The organism is Burkholderia sp. BCC1644, assembly GCF_902833225.1.
In the GTDB taxonomy this organism is placed as follows: Bacteria; Pseudomonadota; Gammaproteobacteria; order Burkholderiales; family Burkholderiaceae; genus Burkholderia.
This window is the reverse complement of the sequence record NZ_CADFEI010000023.1, coordinates 46,581-63,754: the sequence shown is the minus strand read 5'-3', so window position 1 is coordinate 63,754 and position 17,174 is coordinate 46,581. Positions and strand designations below refer to the sequence as shown.

At 67.1% G+C, this 17,174-nt stretch carries 10 protein-coding genes and 1 pseudogene; 6 read left to right on the top strand and 5 right to left on the bottom strand.

Translation table 11 applies throughout. The features are described 5' to 3' along the window. The first annotated feature begins 18 nt into the window (after window positions 1-18). Window positions 19-789, top strand: coding sequence for a glycerophosphodiester phosphodiesterase (gene ugpQ, locus HWX87_RS32930; RefSeq protein ID WP_176051102.1), 771 nt, complete (start codon window positions 19-21; stop codon window positions 787-789). 169 nt (window positions 790-958) lie between these two features. Here the strand turns inward: ugpQ and HWX87_RS32925 are convergent, their stop codons facing one another. After that, the gene (locus tag HWX87_RS32925; protein WP_176051101.1) at window positions 959-1,690 is read right to left on the bottom strand and encodes an OmpW family outer membrane protein; all 732 of its coding nucleotides are present in this window, start codon (window positions 1,688-1,690) and stop codon (window positions 959-961) included. Window positions 1,691-1,883: 193 nt separating this feature from the next. Between HWX87_RS32925 and HWX87_RS32920 the strand changes: the two genes are divergently transcribed. The 5 genes from HWX87_RS32920 to thpR all read left to right on the top strand — a co-directional run bounded on the left by HWX87_RS32920 (window position 1,884) and on the right by thpR (window position 11,525). Then, window positions 1,884-2,597 (top strand): transposase, encoded by a 714-nt coding sequence (locus HWX87_RS32920; RefSeq protein ID WP_034189835.1) that lies wholly within the window; start codon window positions 1,884-1,886, stop codon window positions 2,595-2,597. Window positions 2,598-2,885: 288 nt separating this feature from the next. Then, window positions 2,886-7,589 carry a glutamate synthase-related protein gene (locus HWX87_RS32915; RefSeq protein ID WP_176051100.1) on the top strand — a complete coding sequence of 1,568 codons (4,704 nt, stop codon included), beginning with the start codon at window positions 2,886-2,888 and terminating at the stop codon, window positions 7,587-7,589. An 85-nt stretch (window positions 7,590-7,674) separates the two neighbouring features. Further along, window positions 7,675-9,141, top strand: a complete 1,467-nt coding sequence (locus HWX87_RS32910; RefSeq protein WP_176051099.1) for a glutamate synthase subunit beta — start codon at window positions 7,675-7,677, stop codon at window positions 9,139-9,141. A gap of 327 nt (window positions 9,142-9,468) precedes the next feature. After that, the gene (locus HWX87_RS32905; protein WP_176051098.1) at window positions 9,469-10,962 is read left to right on the top strand and encodes an alanine/glycine:cation symporter family protein; all 1,494 of its coding nucleotides are present in this window, start codon (window positions 9,469-9,471) and stop codon (window positions 10,960-10,962) included. Then, the gene (gene thpR / locus HWX87_RS32900; RefSeq protein WP_176051097.1) at window positions 10,959-11,525 is read left to right on the top strand and encodes an RNA 2',3'-cyclic phosphodiesterase; all 567 of its coding nucleotides are present in this window, start codon (window positions 10,959-10,961) and stop codon (window positions 11,523-11,525) included. Before HWX87_RS32905 ends, thpR begins: the two co-directional genes overlap by 4 nt. 88 nt (window positions 11,526-11,613) lie before the next feature. Here thpR and HWX87_RS32895 read toward each other — a convergent pair. From HWX87_RS32895 to HWX87_RS32880, 4 genes and pseudogenes are all read right to left on the bottom strand, one after another. After that, window positions 11,614-12,996 (bottom strand): annotated as a pseudogene (locus HWX87_RS32895) (D-amino acid dehydrogenase); the annotation flags it as partial. Window positions 12,997-13,012: 16 nt separating this feature from the next. Continuing rightward, window positions 13,013-14,275, bottom strand: coding sequence for an MFS transporter (locus HWX87_RS32890; protein WP_176051095.1), 1,263 nt, complete (start codon window positions 14,273-14,275; stop codon window positions 13,013-13,015). Window positions 14,276-14,520: 245 nt separating this feature from the next. Beyond that, window positions 14,521-15,297, bottom strand: a complete 777-nt coding sequence (locus HWX87_RS32885; RefSeq protein WP_176051094.1) for an SDR family oxidoreductase — start codon at window positions 15,295-15,297, stop codon at window positions 14,521-14,523. Continuing rightward, window positions 15,294-17,063: an ABC transporter ATP-binding protein/permease gene (locus tag HWX87_RS32880; protein WP_176051093.1), complete on the bottom strand. Its 1,770-nt coding sequence runs from the start codon at window positions 17,061-17,063 to the stop codon at window positions 15,294-15,296. The genes HWX87_RS32885 and HWX87_RS32880 overlap by 4 nt, the downstream gene beginning before the upstream one ends. Window positions 17,064-17,174: the final 111 nt, after the last annotated feature.

The window sequence follows — 17,174 nt, the reverse complement described above, 5'->3', positions numbered from 1 at the left end:
CTAGCCGAGAGACCGACGATGACCCTTCGCACCGACTGGCCCTATCCGCGCGTCGTCGCCCATCGCGGCGGCGGCACGCTCGCGCCGGAGAACACGCTCGCCGCGCTGGACGAGGGCGCGCGCCGCGGGCACCGGATGGTCGAGTTCGACGCGAAGCTGTCGGCCGACGACGTGACGTTCCTGCTGCACGACGACACGGTCGACCGGACGTCGAACGGCCAGGGTGCGGCGGCCGGCATGCGCTATGCGGCGCTGGCCGCGCTCGACGCGGGCGCGTGGCTCGACGCGCGGTTCGCGGGCGAGCGGATGCCGACGCTCGAGGCGGCCGCGGCGCGCTGCATCGCGCACGGGCTGGCCGCGAATGTCGAGATCAAGCCGTGCCCGGGGCGCGAGCGCGAGACCGGGCAGCGCGTGGCGGCCGACGCGGCCGCGTACTGGCGCGATGCGGCGGTGCCGCCGCTACTGTCGTCGTTCTCGTTCGATGCGCTGCAGCAGGCGCGCGCGACCGTGCCGGCGCTGCCGCGCGGGATGCTCTACGAAGCCGTGCCGGACGACTGGCATGCGCAGGTCGTCGGCGCGCTCGGCTGCGTATCGTTGCATGCAGACCACAAACGGCTCGACGAACCGCTCGTGCGCGCGATCAAGGCGGCAGGGTTGCGCATCCTGGTTTACACGGTGAACGACCTCGAACGGGCGCGCGAACTCGCACGCTGGGGCGTCGATGCGGTCTGCACGGACCGGATCGACCTGATCGCCCCCGATGCGCTGGACGACATCGCCGTCGTCTAGCGATCACGGCATCGCCCGGAGGGGCCCGTTCGGGAATGTCCCTGATGCGAAAAAACAACGCCCCGACGGGTTTTCCGCCGGGGCGTTTTGCATCGTGGAGACGTTACGTCTGGAAAAATCCGCTACAAATTGCAGCAGGATTAACCATTCCCCAAATATTCGACTACGCTTAGAAGCGGTAGCCGACGTTGAGGTACGTCACGATCGGGTTCAGCGAGATATGGGCCTTCGACGTTTCCGTCAGCGTCCCGACCTGCGTCCGGCGGGCCGTGGTGAAGGTCGCGGTCACGCTGACCGGGATGTACGACATCGAGAAGCCGGCGAACCAGTGCTTCGTGAAGTTGTACGTGAAGCCGGCGTTGAACACGGGCGCCCACTGGTTGCTGGTCTGCGCACTGGTCGGGCCGCCGAGCACGCCGTTCTCGAACGCGCTGTTCGTGATCTTCGCGCCGGTAAACCAGATATACGTTGCGCCGACGCCGACATACGGACGGAACTTCGCGTTGGCGTCGTTGAAGTAGTACTTGAGGAGGAGCGCGGGGCTCCACTGGTACGCGCGGCCGAGCGTACCGAAATTCGAGAACTGGCCCTTGCCGGTGATGTCGAACTTCGGCGGGATGCCGGCGATGAACTCGGTGGCGATGTGGTCGGTCACGAAGTAACCGGTCGCCAGCGCGAGCGTGTCGGCGTCACTGATGCCGGCACCGGTGTTGGGAACCGACTGGTTGATGGGCGTGCCGCCTACGCCGTAGACGAACAGCGGGTCGCTGCTGTCCTGCGGTGCAAGGTGCAGCCAGCCGGTGCTGACGTAGAAATCACCTGCGGATTGTGCATGTGCCGTACCGCCCGCAAACGTGAATGCGAGCGCTGCGGCCCCCGTAATGGCCAGTTTTCGTTTCATTGTGTCTCCTCCGATCAAAGGCGTGCTCATTATGACGACTGCGTTTAAAACCAAACAAGCTCGTAAGTTAGAGTTTTCTCCCTAGGATTCGCACGACCGTACGCTTACGCGCCCCGCGAGGACAGGCATTCTACGCAGGTGCGCATTTTCGGACCTCCGGGTATTTCCTAACGCGTTCAAACGGACATTCAGCATGGCACGGTTAGCACGACTCTACGTTCCCGACCAGCCGCAGCACGTGATACTGCGCGGCCTGGATCAGCAACCCGCGTTCGTCGACGACCAGGACTACGAACTCTTCATCGATTGCCTGAAGGCCGCCGCACGCGATCATCACCTGTCGGTGCATGCCTACGTGCTGCTGCCGCGCCAGGTGCAACTGCTCGTGACGCCGAGCGACGAAGCGAGCCTGCCGAAAGCGATGCAGGCTGTCGGCCGCCGCTACGTCGCGCATTTCAACCGGCGCTACTCGCGGCGCGGCACCCTGTGGGAAGGCCGCTACCGCGCGACCGTGATCGAAGGCGAGCGCTATTTCCTGCTCGCGAGCCGCGTGGTCGAGATGAGCCCCGTGCGTTCGCAGCTCGTCGCGACGCCCGAGGCCTATCGCTGGTCGAGCTACCGGCATCACGTCGGGCTCACCGTCGACAGCCTGATCACCGACCATCCGCTCTACTGGGCGCTCGGCAATACGCCGTTCGACCGCCAGCGCGCGTACAAGGAGCTGTGCGAGCAGCCGCTCGACGAGCGGCAGGCCGACCAGTTGCAGCAGGCGACGTTGAAGGGCTGGGTGCTCGGCGGCGAACATTACCGCGAGTGGGCGGCGCGTACCGCGAACCGGCGCGTGTCGCCGCTGCCGCGCGGACGCCCCAGAAAGGTGCGTGAGAACACCCCGCCGATCCAGCAGTAATGCCGGAAAGGCGGGTCAGGAGCGGCGCTGCGGGCGCCGCTTCTTTTTGCACCAAAACGATACGGCCCTAATAAAACAGCACCAGATCGATGCATCTGTTTAATTGGGGTTCGATCATATGGTTTTTGTTGCTATTCCCTTGATTCGTCGCGTATATTCCGAATTCCGGTGGCCCGGGCGAAGCACGCCCGGCCACTGTCGGCCGCGCCGTCTCCCGTCGGGAGCGGGATCGACGGCAACAAGAAAACGGTTCAACGGCCTCCAGGCCCCCTTTACGACGGTGTCCCCATGAACGACCACCAGCAGCCGCTCGCCGCGGTGCCCGCCGCACAAGGTCTGTACGACCCGCAAAACGAACACGACGCCTGTGGCGTCGGCTTCGTCGCTCACATCAAGGGCAAGAAGAGCCACGAGATCATTCAGCAGGGTCTGAAGATCCTCGAGAACCTCGATCACCGCGGCGCGGTCGGCGCCGATCCGCTGATGGGCGACGGCGCGGGCATCCTGATCCAGATTCCGGACGCGTTCTATCGCGAGGAAATGGCGAAGCAGGGCGTGAACCTGCCGCCGGCCGGCGAATATGGGGTCGGCATGATCTTCCTGCCGAAGGAGAACGCGTCGCGACTCGCGTGCGAGCAGGAGCTCGAGCGTACGGTGAAGGCCGAGGGGCAGGTCGTGCTCGGCTGGCGCGATGTGCCGGTCGATCATGCGATGCCGATTTCGCCGACCGTGAAGGCGAGCGAGCCGCTGATCCGCCAGATCTTCATCGGCCGCGGCAAGGACATCATGGTGACGGACGCGCTCGAGCGGAAGCTGTACGTGATCCGCAAGACGGCGAGCCACCGCATCCAGGCGCTGAAGCTCAAGCACGGCAAGGAATATTTCGTGCCGTCGATGTCGGCGCGCACGATCGTCTACAAGGGGCTGCTGCTCGCGGGCCAGGTCGGCGTGTACTACCGCGACCTGCAGGACCCGCGCGTCGTGTCGGCGCTCGCGCTCGTGCACCAGCGCTTCTCGACCAACACGTTCCCGGCGTGGGAACTCGCTCACCCGTACCGGATGATCGCGCACAACGGCGAGATCAACACCGTGAAGGGCAACGTGAACTGGCTGAACGCACGTACCGGCGCGATCGCGTCGCACGTGCTCGCCGACGATCTGCCGAAGCTGTGGCCGCTGATCTACCCGGGCCAGTCCGATACCGCCTCGTTCGACAACTGTCTCGAGCTGCTGGTGATGGCCGGCTACCCGCTCGTGCACGCGGTGATGATGATGATCCCGGAAGCGTGGGAACAGCACACGCTGATGGACGAGAACCGCCGCGCGTTCTACGAATACCACGCCGCGATGATGGAGCCGTGGGACGGCCCGGCCGCGATCGCGTTCACCGACGGCCGCCAGATCGGCGCGACGCTCGACCGTAACGGCCTGCGCCCGGCGCGCTACATCGTGACCGACGACGACCTCGTCATCATGGCGTCGGAAGCCGGCACGCTGCCGATCCCCGAATCGAAGATCGTCAAGAAGTGGCGCCTGCAGCCGGGCAAGATGTTCCTGATCGACATGGAACACGGCCGCATCATCGACGACAAGGAACTGAAGGACAACCTCGCGAACGCGAAGCCGTACAAGAGCTGGATCGACGCCGTGCGCATCAAGCTCGACGAGATCGAGCCGAAGGCCGAGGAAGTCGCGGCCGGCCGCACGCAGGGCGCCGCGCTGCTCGACCGCCAGCAGGCGTTCGGCTATACGCAGGAAGACCTGAAGTTCCTGATGGCGCCGATGGCGCAGCAGGGTGAGGAAGCCGTCGGTTCGATGGGCAACGACTCGCCGCTCGCGGTGATGTCGAACAAGAACAAGACGCTCTATCACTACTTCAAGCAGCTGTTCGCGCAGGTCACGAACCCGCCGATCGACCCGATCCGTGAAAACATGGTCATGTCGCTCGTGTCGTTCATCGGCCCGAAGCCGAACCTGCTCGACACGAACAACATCAACCCGCCGATGCGTCTCGAAGTGTCGCAGCCGGTGCTCGACTTCAAGGACATCGCGAAGATCCGCGCGATCGACCAGTACACCGGCGGCAAGTTCAGCGCATACGAACTGAACATCTGCTATCCGGTCGCCTGGGGCAAGGAAGGCATCGAGGCGCGCCTCGCGTCGCTGTGCGCGGAAGCCGTCGACGCGGTGAAGTCGGGCTACAACATGCTGATCGTGTCGGACCGCAAGACGGACGCCGAGCACGTCGCGATTCCCGCGCTGCTCGCCACGTCGGCGATCCACACGCACCTCGTCCAGCAAGGGCTGCGCACGAGCACGGGCCTCGTCGTCGAGACGGGTTCCGCGCGCGAGACGCACCACTTCGCGCTGCTCGCGGGCTACGGCGCGGAAGCCGTGCACCCGTACCTCGCGATGGAAACGCTCGCGAAGATGGCCGAAGGCCTGCCGGGCGACCTGTCGCCGGAGAAGGCCGTCTACAACTTCACGAAGGCGGTCGGCAAGGGCCTGCAGAAGGTGATGTCGAAGATGGGCATCTCGACGTACATGTCGTACACGGGCGCGCAGATCTTCGAAGCGCTCGGCCTGTCGAGCGACCTCGTCGAGAAGTACTTCAAGGGCACCGCGTCGAAGGTCGGCGGCATCGGCCTGTTCGAAGTCGCGGAAGAGGCGATCCGCCTGCACCGCGATGCGTTCGGCGACAACCCGGTGCTGCGCGACATGCTCGACGCGGGCGGCGAGTACGCATACCGCGTGCGCGGCGAAGACCACATGTGGACGCCGGATTCGATCGCGAAGCTGCAGCACGCGACGCGCAGCAACTCGTACCAGACGTACAAGGAATACGCGCACCTGATCAACGACCAGACCAAGCGGCACATGACGTTCCGCGGCCTGTTCGAGTTCAAGGTCGAGCCGACCAAGGCGATCCCGATCGACGACGTCGAATCGGCGAAGGACATCGTCAAGCGCTTCGCGACGGGCGCGATGTCGCTCGGCTCGATCAGCACCGAGGCGCACGCGACGCTCGCGGTCGCGATGAACCGGATCGGCGGCAAGTCGAACACCGGCGAAGGCGGCGAGGACCAGAAGCGCTACCGCAACGAGCTGCGCGGCATTCCGATCAAGGCCGGCGAGACGTTGAAGTCGGTGATCGGCGACGAGATCGTCAGCGACATCGTGCTGAAGGACGGCGATTCGCTGCGCTCGAAGATCAAGCAGGTCGCGTCGGGCCGCTTCGGCGTCACCGCCGAGTACCTGGCATCGGCCGACCAGATCCAGATCAAGATGGCGCAGGGCGCGAAGCCGGGCGAAGGCGGCCAGCTGCCGGGCCACAAGGTGTCCGAATACATCGGCAAGCTGCGTTACTCGGTGCCGGGCGTCGGCCTGATCTCGCCGCCGCCGCACCACGACATCTACTCGATCGAGGATCTGGCGCAGCTGATCCACGACCTGAAGAACGTGAACCCGAGCTCGAGCATCTCCGTGAAGCTCGTGTCGGAAGTGGGCGTCGGCACGGTTGCGGCCGGTGTCGCGAAGGCGAAGGCCGACCACGTCGTGATCGCCGGCCATGACGGCGGCACGGGCGCGTCGCCGCTGTCGTCGGTCAAGCACGCCGGCACGCCGTGGGAACTCGGCCTCGCCGAAACGCAGCAGACGCTGGTGCTGAACCGCCTGCGCGGCCGCATCCGCGTGCAGGCCGACGGCCAGATGAAGACGGGCCGCGACGTCGTGATCGGCGCGCTGCTCGGCGCGGACGAATTCGGCTTCGCGACGGCGCCGCTCGTCGTCGAGGGCTGCATCATGATGCGCAAGTGCCACCTGAACACGTGCCCGGTCGGCGTCGCGACGCAGGATCCGGTGCTGCGTGCGAAGTTCAAGGGCCAGCCCGAGCACGTCGTGAACTACTTCTTCTTCGTTGCCGAGGAAGTGCGCGAGATCATGGCGCAGCTCGGCATCGCGAAGTTCGACGACCTGATCGGCCGCGCCGACCTGCTCGACACGCGCAAGGGCGTCGAGCACTGGAAGGCGAAGGGCCTCGACTTCTCGCGCGTGTTCTACCAGCCGGAAGAGTGCGAGGACGTCGCGCCGCGCCACGTCGACGTGCAGGATCACGGCCTCGAGCGCGCGCTCGACCACGTGCTGATCGAGAAGGCGAAGGCCGCGATCGAGAACGGCGAGCATGTGTCGTTCATCCAGCCGGTGCGCAACGTCAACCGTACGGTCGGCGCGATGCTGTCGGGCGTGATCGCGAAGAAGCACGGCCACGACGGCCTGGCCGACGACGCGGTGCACATCCAGCTGAAGGGCACGGCCGGCCAGAGCTTCGGCGCGTTCCTCGCGAAGGGCGTGACGCTCGACCTCGTCGGCGACGGCAACGACTACGTCGGCAAGGGCCTGTCGGGCGGCCGGATCATCATCCGTCCGACCAACGACTTCCGCGGCAAGTCCGAGGAAAACATCATCTGCGGCAACACGGTGATGTACGGCGCGATCGAAGGCGAATCGTTCTTCCGCGGCGTCGCGGGCGAGCGCTTCTGCGTGCGCAACTCGGGCGCGACGGCGGTCGTCGAAGGCACGGGCGACCACGGCTGCGAATACATGACGGGCGGTACGGTCGTCGTGCTCGGCGAGACGGGGCGCAACTTCGCGGCCGGCATGTCGGGCGGCCTCGCGTACATCTACGATCCGGAAGGCACGTTCGCGGCGAAGTGCAACAAGTCGATGGTCGCGCTCGAGCCGGTGCTGCAGCAGGCCGAACAGGAGCGCACGGTCGACCGCGCACTCTGGCACGCAGGCACGACGGACGAAGCGCTGCTCAAGGGGCTGATCGAGCGTCATTTCCAGTTCACGGGTTCGCCGCGCGCGAAGTCGCTGCTGGAAAACTGGGACGCGGCGCGCCGCCAGTTCGTGAAGGTGTTCCCGCACGAATACAAGCGCGCGCTGGGCGAGATCGGTGCGAAGAAGGCGGCGAAGGAAGTGCTGGCTGCCTGAGCGACGAACGACATAGCGAATGCCGCGCGCGCATGACTGCCGCGCGCGGCTCCCCCACCCGATACACCGAACAGAAGAGCACCTTATGGGCAAGGCAACCGGTTTTCTGGAGTTCGAACGCCGCCACGAGGCGTACGAAGCACCGCTCACGCGCGTGAAGCATTACAAGGAATTCGTCGCGGCACTGACCGACGCGGACGCGAAGGTCCAAGGCGCGCGCTGCATGGATTGCGGCATCCCGTTCTGCAACAACGGCTGCCCGGTCAACAACATCATTCCGGACTTCAACGATCTCGTTTACCGCCAGGACTGGCAGCAGGCGATCGAAGTCCTGCACTCGACCAACAACTTCCCGGAATTCACGGGCCGCATCTGCCCGGCGCCGTGTGAAGCGGCGTGCACGCTCGGGATCAACGAAGACCCGGTCGGCATCAAGTCGATCGAGCACGCGATCATCGACAAGGCCTGGGCGGAAGGCTGGGTGAAGCCGCTGCCGGCCGAGCACAAGACGGGCAAGAAGGTCGCGGTCGTCGGTTCGGGCCCCGCGGGCCTCGCCGCCGCGCAGCAGCTCGCGCGCGCGGGCCACGACGTGACGGTGTTCGAGAAGAACGACCGTGTCGGCGGCCTGCTGCGCTACGGGATTCCCGACTTCAAGCTCGAGAAGTGGCTGATCGACCGCCGCATGCGCCAGATGGAAGCGGAAGGCGTGACGTTCCGCACCAGCGTGTTCATCGGCAAGGATCCGTTGCCCGAGTCGATCGGCAGCCTCGCGAAGGAAACCATCTCGCCGGACACGCTGAAGGAAGAGTTCGACGCGGTCGTGATCGCCGGCGGATCGGAAACGCCGCGCGACCTGCCGGTGCCGGGCCGTGAGCTCGCGGGCGTGCATTACGCGATGGACTTCCTGCCGCAGCAGAATCGCGTGAACGCGGGCGACAAGCTCGTCGACCAGCTGCTCGCGAAGGGCAAGCACGTGATCGTGATCGGCGGCGGCGATACGGGTTCGGACTGCGTCGGCACGTCGAACCGTCACGGCGCGAAGCAGGTCACGCAGTTCGAGCTGCTGCCGCAGCCGCCGGAAGAGGAAAACAAGCCGCTCGTGTGGCCGTACTGGCCGATCAAGCTGCGCACGTCGTCGTCGCACGAGGAAGGCTGCGAGCGCGACTGGGCAGTCGCGACGAAGCGTCTCGAAGGCAAGAACGGCAAGGTCGAGAAGCTGATCGCGGTGCGCGTCGAATGGAAGGACGGCAAGATGCAGGAAGTGCCGGGCTCCGAATTCGAGATGAAGGCCGACCTCGTGCTGCTCGCGATGGGCTTCACGCAACCGGCAGCGCCGGTGCTCGAAGCATTCGGCGTCGCGAAGGACGCGCGCGGCAATGCGCGTGCGGCGACCGAAGGCGATCGTTCGTACTACACGTCGGTCGACAAGGTGTTCGCGGCAGGCGACATGCGTCGCGGCCAGTCGCTCGTGGTGTGGGCGATCCGCGAAGGCCGCCAGTGCGCGCGCTCGGTCGATGCGTACCTGATGGGTCATACGGAACTGCCGCGCTGAGCTGAATCGCGCAAGCGGGTTTCGACGAAAGCCGGGCGTCCGAAAGGGCGCCCGGCTTTTTTCATGGGTGGCGCGCAGGTGCGCCGATGCCGCTTCGAGTGTCGAGCCGCATGTGCGTTGCACGCCGCGCCACGCCAATTGCCGCCGCGCGGACGTCCGTCATTTTCGCGAAGCGTCGCCTAATCTGATGACATCCGGCGCTGATTTTTCGTTATCTCGTTTCCTTTCGTTTTGTAATTTTTCTTGCAAACTGTCATATCATGTCGCCCCTCGGGCTGCGCTCGCGTCGCTGCCTCATGTGACTGACCCTATTTACAAGGAAACCGGATGGAAGCATTCGTGCAAGGGCTGATCGAAGCCGTCAATGGCGTGCTGTGGAACTACGTGCTGATCGCGCTGCTGCTTGGCGCCGGCGCATGGTTCACGTTGCGGTTCCGGATGATCCAGTTGAAGGCGCTGTTCCTCAGCATGAAACTGGTCGGCAGCAAGGGTGAGCCGGGCAGCATCTCGTCGTTTCAGGCGTTCGCGACCGGGCTCGCGAGCCGGGTCGGCACCGGCAACATCGCCGGCGTCGCGGTCGCGCTGACGGTCGGCGGGCCGGGCGCGATCTTCTGGATGTGGATGACGGCGCTGGTCGGCATGTCGTCCGCGTTCGTCGAGGCGACGCTCGCGCAGATCTTCAAGGTGTCGCACCCGGACGGCAGCTTCCGCGGCGGCCCCGCGTACTACATCCAGACGGGCCTGCGCTCGCGCGGCTTCGGCGTGCTGTTCTCGCTGTCGCTGATCCTCGCGTTCGGCTTCGTGTTCAACGCGGTGCAGGCCAACGCGATCGCCGACGCGTTCCATACGTCGTTCGGCTTGAGCCGCGAAACGGTCGGCCTCGGCCTCGTGCTGCTTTCCGCCCCGATCATCTTCGGCGGCATCCGCCGCATCGCGACGGTCGCGCAGGTGATCGTGCCGCTGATGGCGATCGGCTACCTCGCGCTCGCGGTCTACGCGGTCGCGACGCACATCGCGCTGGTGCCGGACGTGATCGCCCTGATCGTGAAGAGCGCGTTCGGCCTCGAGCAGGCGGCAGGCGGCCTGACCGGCTATGCCGTTAGCCAGGCGATCGCGATCGGCGTGAAGCGCGGGCTGTTCTCGAACGAAGCCGGGATGGGCAGCGCGCCGAATGCGGCCGCGACCGCGAGCACGCGGCACCCCGTCACGCAGGGGCTGATCCAGATGCTTGGCGTGTTCGTCGACACGATCGTGATCTGCAGCGCGACCGCATTCGTGATCCTGCTGTCGGGCCAGTACGAGGTCGGCACCGGGATGGAAGGCGCGGCGCTCACGCAGCGGGCGATCTCGAGCCACGTCGGCGACTGGGGCGGCATCTACATGGCCGTCGCGATCTTCTTCCTCGCGTTCTCGTCGGTGATCGGCAACTACGCGTATGCGGAAGGCAACGTCGAATTCATCACGAAGCGGCGCGGCGTGCTGCCGCTGTTCCGCGTCGCGGTGCTCGCGATGGTGATGTTCGGCAGCGTCGGGCAACTGCCGCTCGTGTGGGCGATGGCCGATACGAGCATGGGGCTGATGGCGATCATCAACCTGATCGCGATCCTCGCGCTCGGCAAGTATGCGCACGCCGCGTGGGCCGACTATCGCCGCCAGCGCGCGGCCGGCATTGCCGATCCGGTGTTCACGCGCAACACGATTCCCGAGCTCGCGCGCGTGCTGCCGGTCGACGTGTGGGGCGAACACGGGCCGCTGCCGCAGCGTCCGGTGGCTTCGGCCGACGCGGCCAGCGCGCCGCGCGGCGCGGTGCGCGAGTCATGAACGGCGACCGGCTCCGTGCGTTCGTCGCGCTGATGCCCGATGCGGCGTCGCGCGACGCGCTGCACGCGTTGCCGGTCACCCGTGGCGCGCGGCGCACGCTGCCCGCGCAACTGCATATGACGCTCGCGTTTATCGGCGCGATCGAACGCGAGCGGTGCGACGCGCTGGCTGCGCACCTGCCTGCGCTCGCGGCAGCGCATGCGCTGCCGTTGCTGCCGGTCGAGCGGATCGCGTGGTGGCCGAGCTTGCCTCGCGCAAGGCTGATCGTCGCGGAGCTGGCGGCCGATCCCGCGTGCGTCGCGCTGAATGCGGGGTTGTCGGCACTACTGCGCGAACTGGGCGTGCCGGCCGACCGTCGGCCGTTCCGGCCGCACGTGACGCTCGCGCGACTGCCGCACGACGCGGTCGGCCAGCCCGCGCACGGCGGCGCGCCGGGGCGGCCGGTCGTGCTGCGCGTCGAAGCGCTGACGTTGTTCGAAAGCCGGCTATCGCACGAGGGCGTGTCGCATCGGCCGATCGTCTCCGCGCCGATCGCATGGGCGGACGGTCAGGCGGCGCAGTGAGTGGCATGTGCGCCGCGTTGTGATGGCCTGGCGCCATGCCGATCGCGTCGGCACATCGCTTCGACGATATCGTCCCGCCCTACCGAGCCTACCGGGCCTGCCGGCCGTAGCGGGCGAGCGTGAGGCCCGACAGGTCGATCTCGGGTTCTCGCCCCGTGACGAGATCCGCCACCACCTTCCCCGACCCCATCGACATCGCCCAACCCGTCGAGCCGTGGCCGACGTTGAGCCAGAGCCCGTCGATCCCGCTCGCGCCGAGTAGCGGCGGCCCATCGGGCGTCATCGGCCGACGGCCGACCCAGAATCGCGCCGATGCGCGATCGGCTGCGTGCGGGAACCAGTCGTCGAGCACTTTCATCAGCGTATCGAGCGCTTGCTGGCGCAGCGCTGCCTGCCGGTTACCGAGTTCCGCGGTACCCGCGACGCGCAACGTCGGGCCGAATCGCGTGATCGCCGTCTTCAGGGATTCGTCCATCAGCGCGGCGCGCGGCGCTTTTTCGTCGTCGACGACGGAGAGCGTCGCCGAGTAGCCCTTCACCGGATACAGCGGCACGTCGATGCCGTGCGGCCGTAGCAGGCCGGCGCTGTCGACGCCGAGCGCGACGACGATCGCGTCGGCGGCGAGCCGCGTGTCGCGGTGCGTGCCGCCGGCGTTCGATGCGTGCGGATTCGGTCGTGCCCGATCATGCGTATCGCCATCGCCATCGCCATCGCCATCGCCATCGCCATCGCCATCGCCATTACCGGCGATCCGCACGCCGCACACCTGGCCCGCCGCAACGTCGAGTGCCTGCACTTGCGTGCGAAAGCGGAACGTCACGCCGTTCGCTTCGCTCAGCGCCCGCAGTTCGCGCGTAAAGCGTGCGCAGTCGCCGGCTTCGTCGTCGGGCAGGTAGATGCCGCCGACGGGTGCCTGTCGCGCCCAGCGCAGGCCCGGCTCGATCGCCGTGCAGCCCGCCGCGTCGAGTTCGCGAAACGCGATGCCGGCATCGCGCAGCACCTTCAGCGCGGGCTGCACCATCTCGACGTCGAATGCGCCGCGCAGCAATTGCAGGTAGCCGCGGCTCGCGCCGTAGTCGAACGGATGGCGCTCGCGAAACGCATGCAGGCACGCGCGGCTGTAATACGCGATGCGCTGCATCCGCTGCTTGTTCACGCGGAACCGTTCGAACTCGCATTCGCGGAGCCAGCACGCGATCCAGCGCCACTGTGCGGCATCGAGCGTCGGCCGGAAGATCAGCGGCGACGCGGGCTTGAACAGGTACTTGAGGATCTTGCCGGGCATCCCCGGCGCGGCCCACGGCGTCACGTAGCCGGGCGCGATCACGCCCGCGTTGCCGAGGCTCGTCGCCCGCGCGACGTCGGCCTCGCGTTCGATCACGGTGACCTCGCAGCCTGCTTCGCGCAGGTGCCAGGCGGTGGTGACGCCGATTACGCCGGCGCCGAGGACGATCACGTGCATGCGGTTTCCGGAACGAAGCGGTGGCTCACGACGCGACGGCCGGGTCGTCGACGAGCGACTTGCCGCGCGTTTCGGGCAGCACGAGCGCGGCGACGATCACGAGCAGGTAGCCGCCGCCCGCGACGAGGCCGATCGCCTTCACGAGCGACATCGACTGCGACAGCGAGCCGACGAGGATCGGGAAGAACGAGCCGAGCCCGCGGCCGAGGTTGTAGCAGAAGCCCTGGCCCGAGCCGCGGATCGCGCCCGGATACAGTTCCGACAGGTAGGCGCCGACGCCCGCGAAGATCCCCTGCACGACGATGCCGAGCGGGAAGCCGAGCAGCAGCATCGCGGTGTCGGTGATCGGCAGCATCGTGTACGCCATGCCGAGCGAGAACGAGCCGATCGCGAACAGGATGAACGACGCGCGGCGGCCGAGCCGGTCGGACAGGATCGCGCCGACCACGTAGCCGACGAACGAGCCGACGATCAGCACGACGAGATAGCCGCTCGTGTTGAACACCGACAGGTGGCGGACGGTTTTCAGGTAGGTGGGCAGCCACGTCGTGATCGCGTAGTAGCCGCCGAGCATGCCGGTGCACAGCGCGCTGCCGAACAGCGTCGCGCGCAGGTGCGGCGGCGAGAAGATCTCGAGGAAATGGCCCGACACGCGGCCTTCGTCGCGTGCGCGGCGCGTGGCCGTGTAGATGTCGGGATCGCTGACGTTGCGGCGGATGTACAGGATCCACAGCGCGGGTGCGATGCCGATCCAGAAGCACGCGCGCCACGCGACCTGCTCGGGCAGCAGCGCGAAGAATGCCCAGTAGAGGATCGCGGCCGCACCCCAGCCGAACGACCAGCTGCTCTGCACGGTGCCGACGGCCTTCGCGCGATGCTCGGGCGAGCGGATCGTCTCGGCCATCATGATCGTCACGACCGACCATTCGCCGCCGAAACCGAAGCCCTGCAGCGTGCGCGTGGCGAGCAACTGCCAGAACGAATGCGTGAAACCGGACAGGCACGTGAACAGCGCGAACGTCGCGATCGTCCACTGCAGCACGCGCACGCGGCCGTAGCGGTCGGCGAGGATGCCAGCGACCCAGCCGCCGATCGCCGACGAGATCAGCGAACTCGTCGCGATCATCCCGGCCTCGCTCTTCGACATGCCCCACGTGGCGATCAGCGTCGGGATCAGGAACGAATAGATCATGAAGTCGAACGCATCGACCGCGTAGCCGCCGAAGCCGGCGTACAGCGTCCTGCGCTCGCGCGTCGACAGTTCGTTGAACCATTGGAATGCCTGCATGCTTGCCGCCCCCTCTCGTCTTGTCTCGTCTCGCACTGCCGCGTGGCGGTTATTTTACGGGCGGGGAGCGGGGCGCCAAAAAGACGGGAACGAGAGCGTGATGGCGCGGCGGGCGGCGAGGGGGGGAGCGCGGCGTGGGGCGGCGGGTGTTCCGGGAACGTGTGAGTGCCGATCGCGCTCTCGTGCCACGCAAACGTCGGCGGCAGCGACGCTCCGCGCGCCCGCACGACGTCCGGCCGCTCGCTTCAGAGCGTCAGGCCGCCGTCGACGTGAATGACCTGGCCGGTGATCTGCCGCGCCGCATCGGACAGCAGGAACGCGATCAGCGCGGCGACGTCGTCGGGCTCGGCGATCCGGCCGAGCGGCGTCGCCTGTTCGGCCTGCGCCCACGCGGCGGCGTTGCCGGCGCTCGGGCCGTGGTCCTTGCGCGTGAAGCCCGGCGCGACCGCGTTCACGGTGATGCCGTGCGCGGCGAATTCGGCGGCGGCGGTGCGCACGAGCGATTCGAGCGCGGCCTTCGCGGCGGCGGTCGCCGCGAACGGCGCATCGGCACGGTAGCGGTGTGCGACGAACGAACTGACCGCGACGATTCGCGGTGTGGCCGACGCTTCGAGCAGCGGCCGCGCGTGGCGTGCGAGCGCGGAGAACGCGCCGGGCATCGCCGCGAAGGCGGCGGCGAGCGCGTCCGTGGAAAGATCGGAAAAGGATTGCCGCGCGGCGAAGCCGGCATTCGCGACGAGCTGATCGAGCCCGCCGAAGCGTGTAGCGGTGCGCTCGACCAGCGCGGCGGCGACGCCCGGTTCGCCAAGATCGCCGGTCAGCGTGATGCACTCGGCGCCGGCCGTCGTGCATGCATGGGCGACTTCGGCAAGGCGTGCCCGCGCTGAATCGTCCGCGCCGCGCGCATGCAGCGCCAGCGCGATGCCGGGCGCCGCGAGCCGCCGTGCGAGCGCTGCGCCGATCCCCGAGCCTGCGCCGGTGATCAGCGCGATGCGTTCGAGGTGCGCGGCGCGTGCGCTCACGCGGCGACCTTGTCGCCGGCGTTCACGCGTTCGACGTTGATCGTGCCGACGTGGAACGCGGCCAGCGACTCGCGGTGCGCGATGCTGACGATCGCGGCCTTCGGCAGCCGTTCGGCGAACAGGTGATAGAGGCGTGCCTCGTTGTCGGCGTCGAGCGCGCTGGTGGCTTCGTCGAGGAACAGGAAGTCGGGCTTGTGCAGCAGCACGCGTGCGCCGGCAAGACGCTGCTGTTCACCCGGCGACAGCACGCGCGTCCAGTGCGCGGTCTCGTCGAGGCGGTCGACGTAATCCTCGAGGCGGCACGCGCGCAGCGCGTCGCGGCACGCTTCGTCGCTGAATGCGTCGGGCGTCGCCGGATAGGTGAGCGCGGCCTTCAGCGTGCCGATCGGCAGATAGCTCGTCTGCGGCACGAACATCATCCGCGCGCCGACGGGCGCGTCGATCGCGCCGTCCCCGAACGGCCACAGGCCCGCGAGCGCGCGCATGAACGTGCTCTTGCCGGAACCCGACTTGCCGATCACGAGCCAGCGCGAGCCCGGCTCGATCGTGACGTTGCCGATGTTCGCGAGCGCGTTGCCGTTCGGCAGCGCGAGCTTCAGCGACGACGTCGACAGCTTCGCATCGTCGATGTAATGCAGATTGATGCCGCCGTGCTCGGTCGCGGGCGACAGGCTTTCCTTCAGGTGCGACGTGCCCATCACGCGCTTGAATTCGCGCAGACGGTTGACGGTGGCGCGCCATTCGACGAGGGTCGAGTAGCTGTTGATGAACCACGAGAACGAATCGCTGACGGTGCCGAACGCGGACGAGATCTGCATCAGCACGCCGAACGAGAACGCACCCGCGAAATAGCGCGGCGCGGCGACGACGAGCGGGAAGATGATCGCGATCTGCCCGTAGAAGCTCAGCACGAACGTGAGCCGCTTCGTGTACTTCATCACGCGCCACCAGTTGTCGCGGATGCGCATGAAGAGGGTCTGCGCGTTGCCGGTCTCGGTTTTCTCGCCGTCGTAGAACGCGATCTGCTCGGCGTTCTCGCGCACGCGGATCAGCCCGAAGCGGAAATCGGCCTCGACGCGCTGCTGCTGGTAGTTGATCGACACGAGCGGATGGCCGACCTTCTGGATGATCAGCGAGCCGATCACCGCGTACAGCGCGGCCGCCCACACCATGTAGCCGGGAATCGAGATCGGCGTCGCGCCGAGCGTGAACGTCAGCGCGCCGGCGAGCGACCACAGGATCGTGATGAACGACACGAGCGTGACGACCGTCGACAGCAGGTCGAGCGACAGCGCGAGCGTCGTGGTCGCGAACGACTGGAGGTCGTCGGTGATCCGCTGGTCGGGGTTGTCGGCGAGACGATCACGTTCGATCCGGTAGAACGCGCGATCGCCGAGCCACTGGCCGAGGAAGCGGTCGGTGAGCCACTGGCGCCAGCGGAAGCCGAGCATCTGCCGCAGGTAGCGGCCGTACACGGCGAGGATGATGAAGGCGAACGCGAGCGCGGAGAACTGCATCAGCAGGTTCGGGAAGTCGTGGACGTCCTTCGACTGCAGCGCGTTGTAGAACTCGGCGTTCCACTTGTTCAGCCGGACGTTGATCCAGACCACGCAGAGGTTGATCGCGATGATCGCGACCAGCAGGCCCCACGCGAATTTCCATTCGGACGATACCCAGTAGGGCTTGATGAGGCTCCATGCGGATACCGGGCGCTCGTCCTGCGGCGCGTCGGAGGCGGAGCGGACGGGATCGATCGATTGGGTCATGTGCTTCCTGATGAGTAGCCGGCGCGCGGGCCGGGCGAAGCCGGGCGCGCGCCGCGATACGGCATGCCGGGGCGCGGCGCCGACTGACGGCGGGCGCACGGATGGTCGCCC

Coding starts and splice junctions, on each gene's coding strand:
- HWX87_RS32905 (WP_176051098.1), top strand. CDS start 9,469: ATGGAAGCATTCGTGCAAGGGCTGATCGAAGCCGTCAATGGCGTGCTG.
- HWX87_RS32920 (WP_034189835.1), top strand. CDS start 1,884: ATGGCACGGTTAGCACGACTCTACGTTCCCGACCAGCCGCAGCACGTG.
- HWX87_RS32910 (WP_176051099.1), top strand. CDS start 7,675: ATGGGCAAGGCAACCGGTTTTCTGGAGTTCGAACGCCGCCACGAGGCG.
- HWX87_RS32880 (WP_176051093.1), bottom strand. CDS start 17,063: ATGACCCAATCGATCGATCCCGTCCGCTCCGCCTCCGACGCGCCGCAG.
- thpR (WP_176051097.1), top strand. CDS start 10,959: ATGAACGGCGACCGGCTCCGTGCGTTCGTCGCGCTGATGCCCGATGCG.
- HWX87_RS32890 (WP_176051095.1), bottom strand. CDS start 14,275: ATGCAGGCATTCCAATGGTTCAACGAACTGTCGACGCGCGAGCGCAGG.
- ugpQ (WP_176051102.1), top strand. CDS start 19: ATGACCCTTCGCACCGACTGGCCCTATCCGCGCGTCGTCGCCCATCGC.
- HWX87_RS32915 (WP_176051100.1), top strand. CDS start 2,886: ATGAACGACCACCAGCAGCCGCTCGCCGCGGTGCCCGCCGCACAAGGT.
- HWX87_RS32925 (WP_176051101.1), bottom strand. CDS start 1,690: ATGAAACGAAAACTGGCCATTACGGGGGCCGCAGCGCTCGCATTCACG.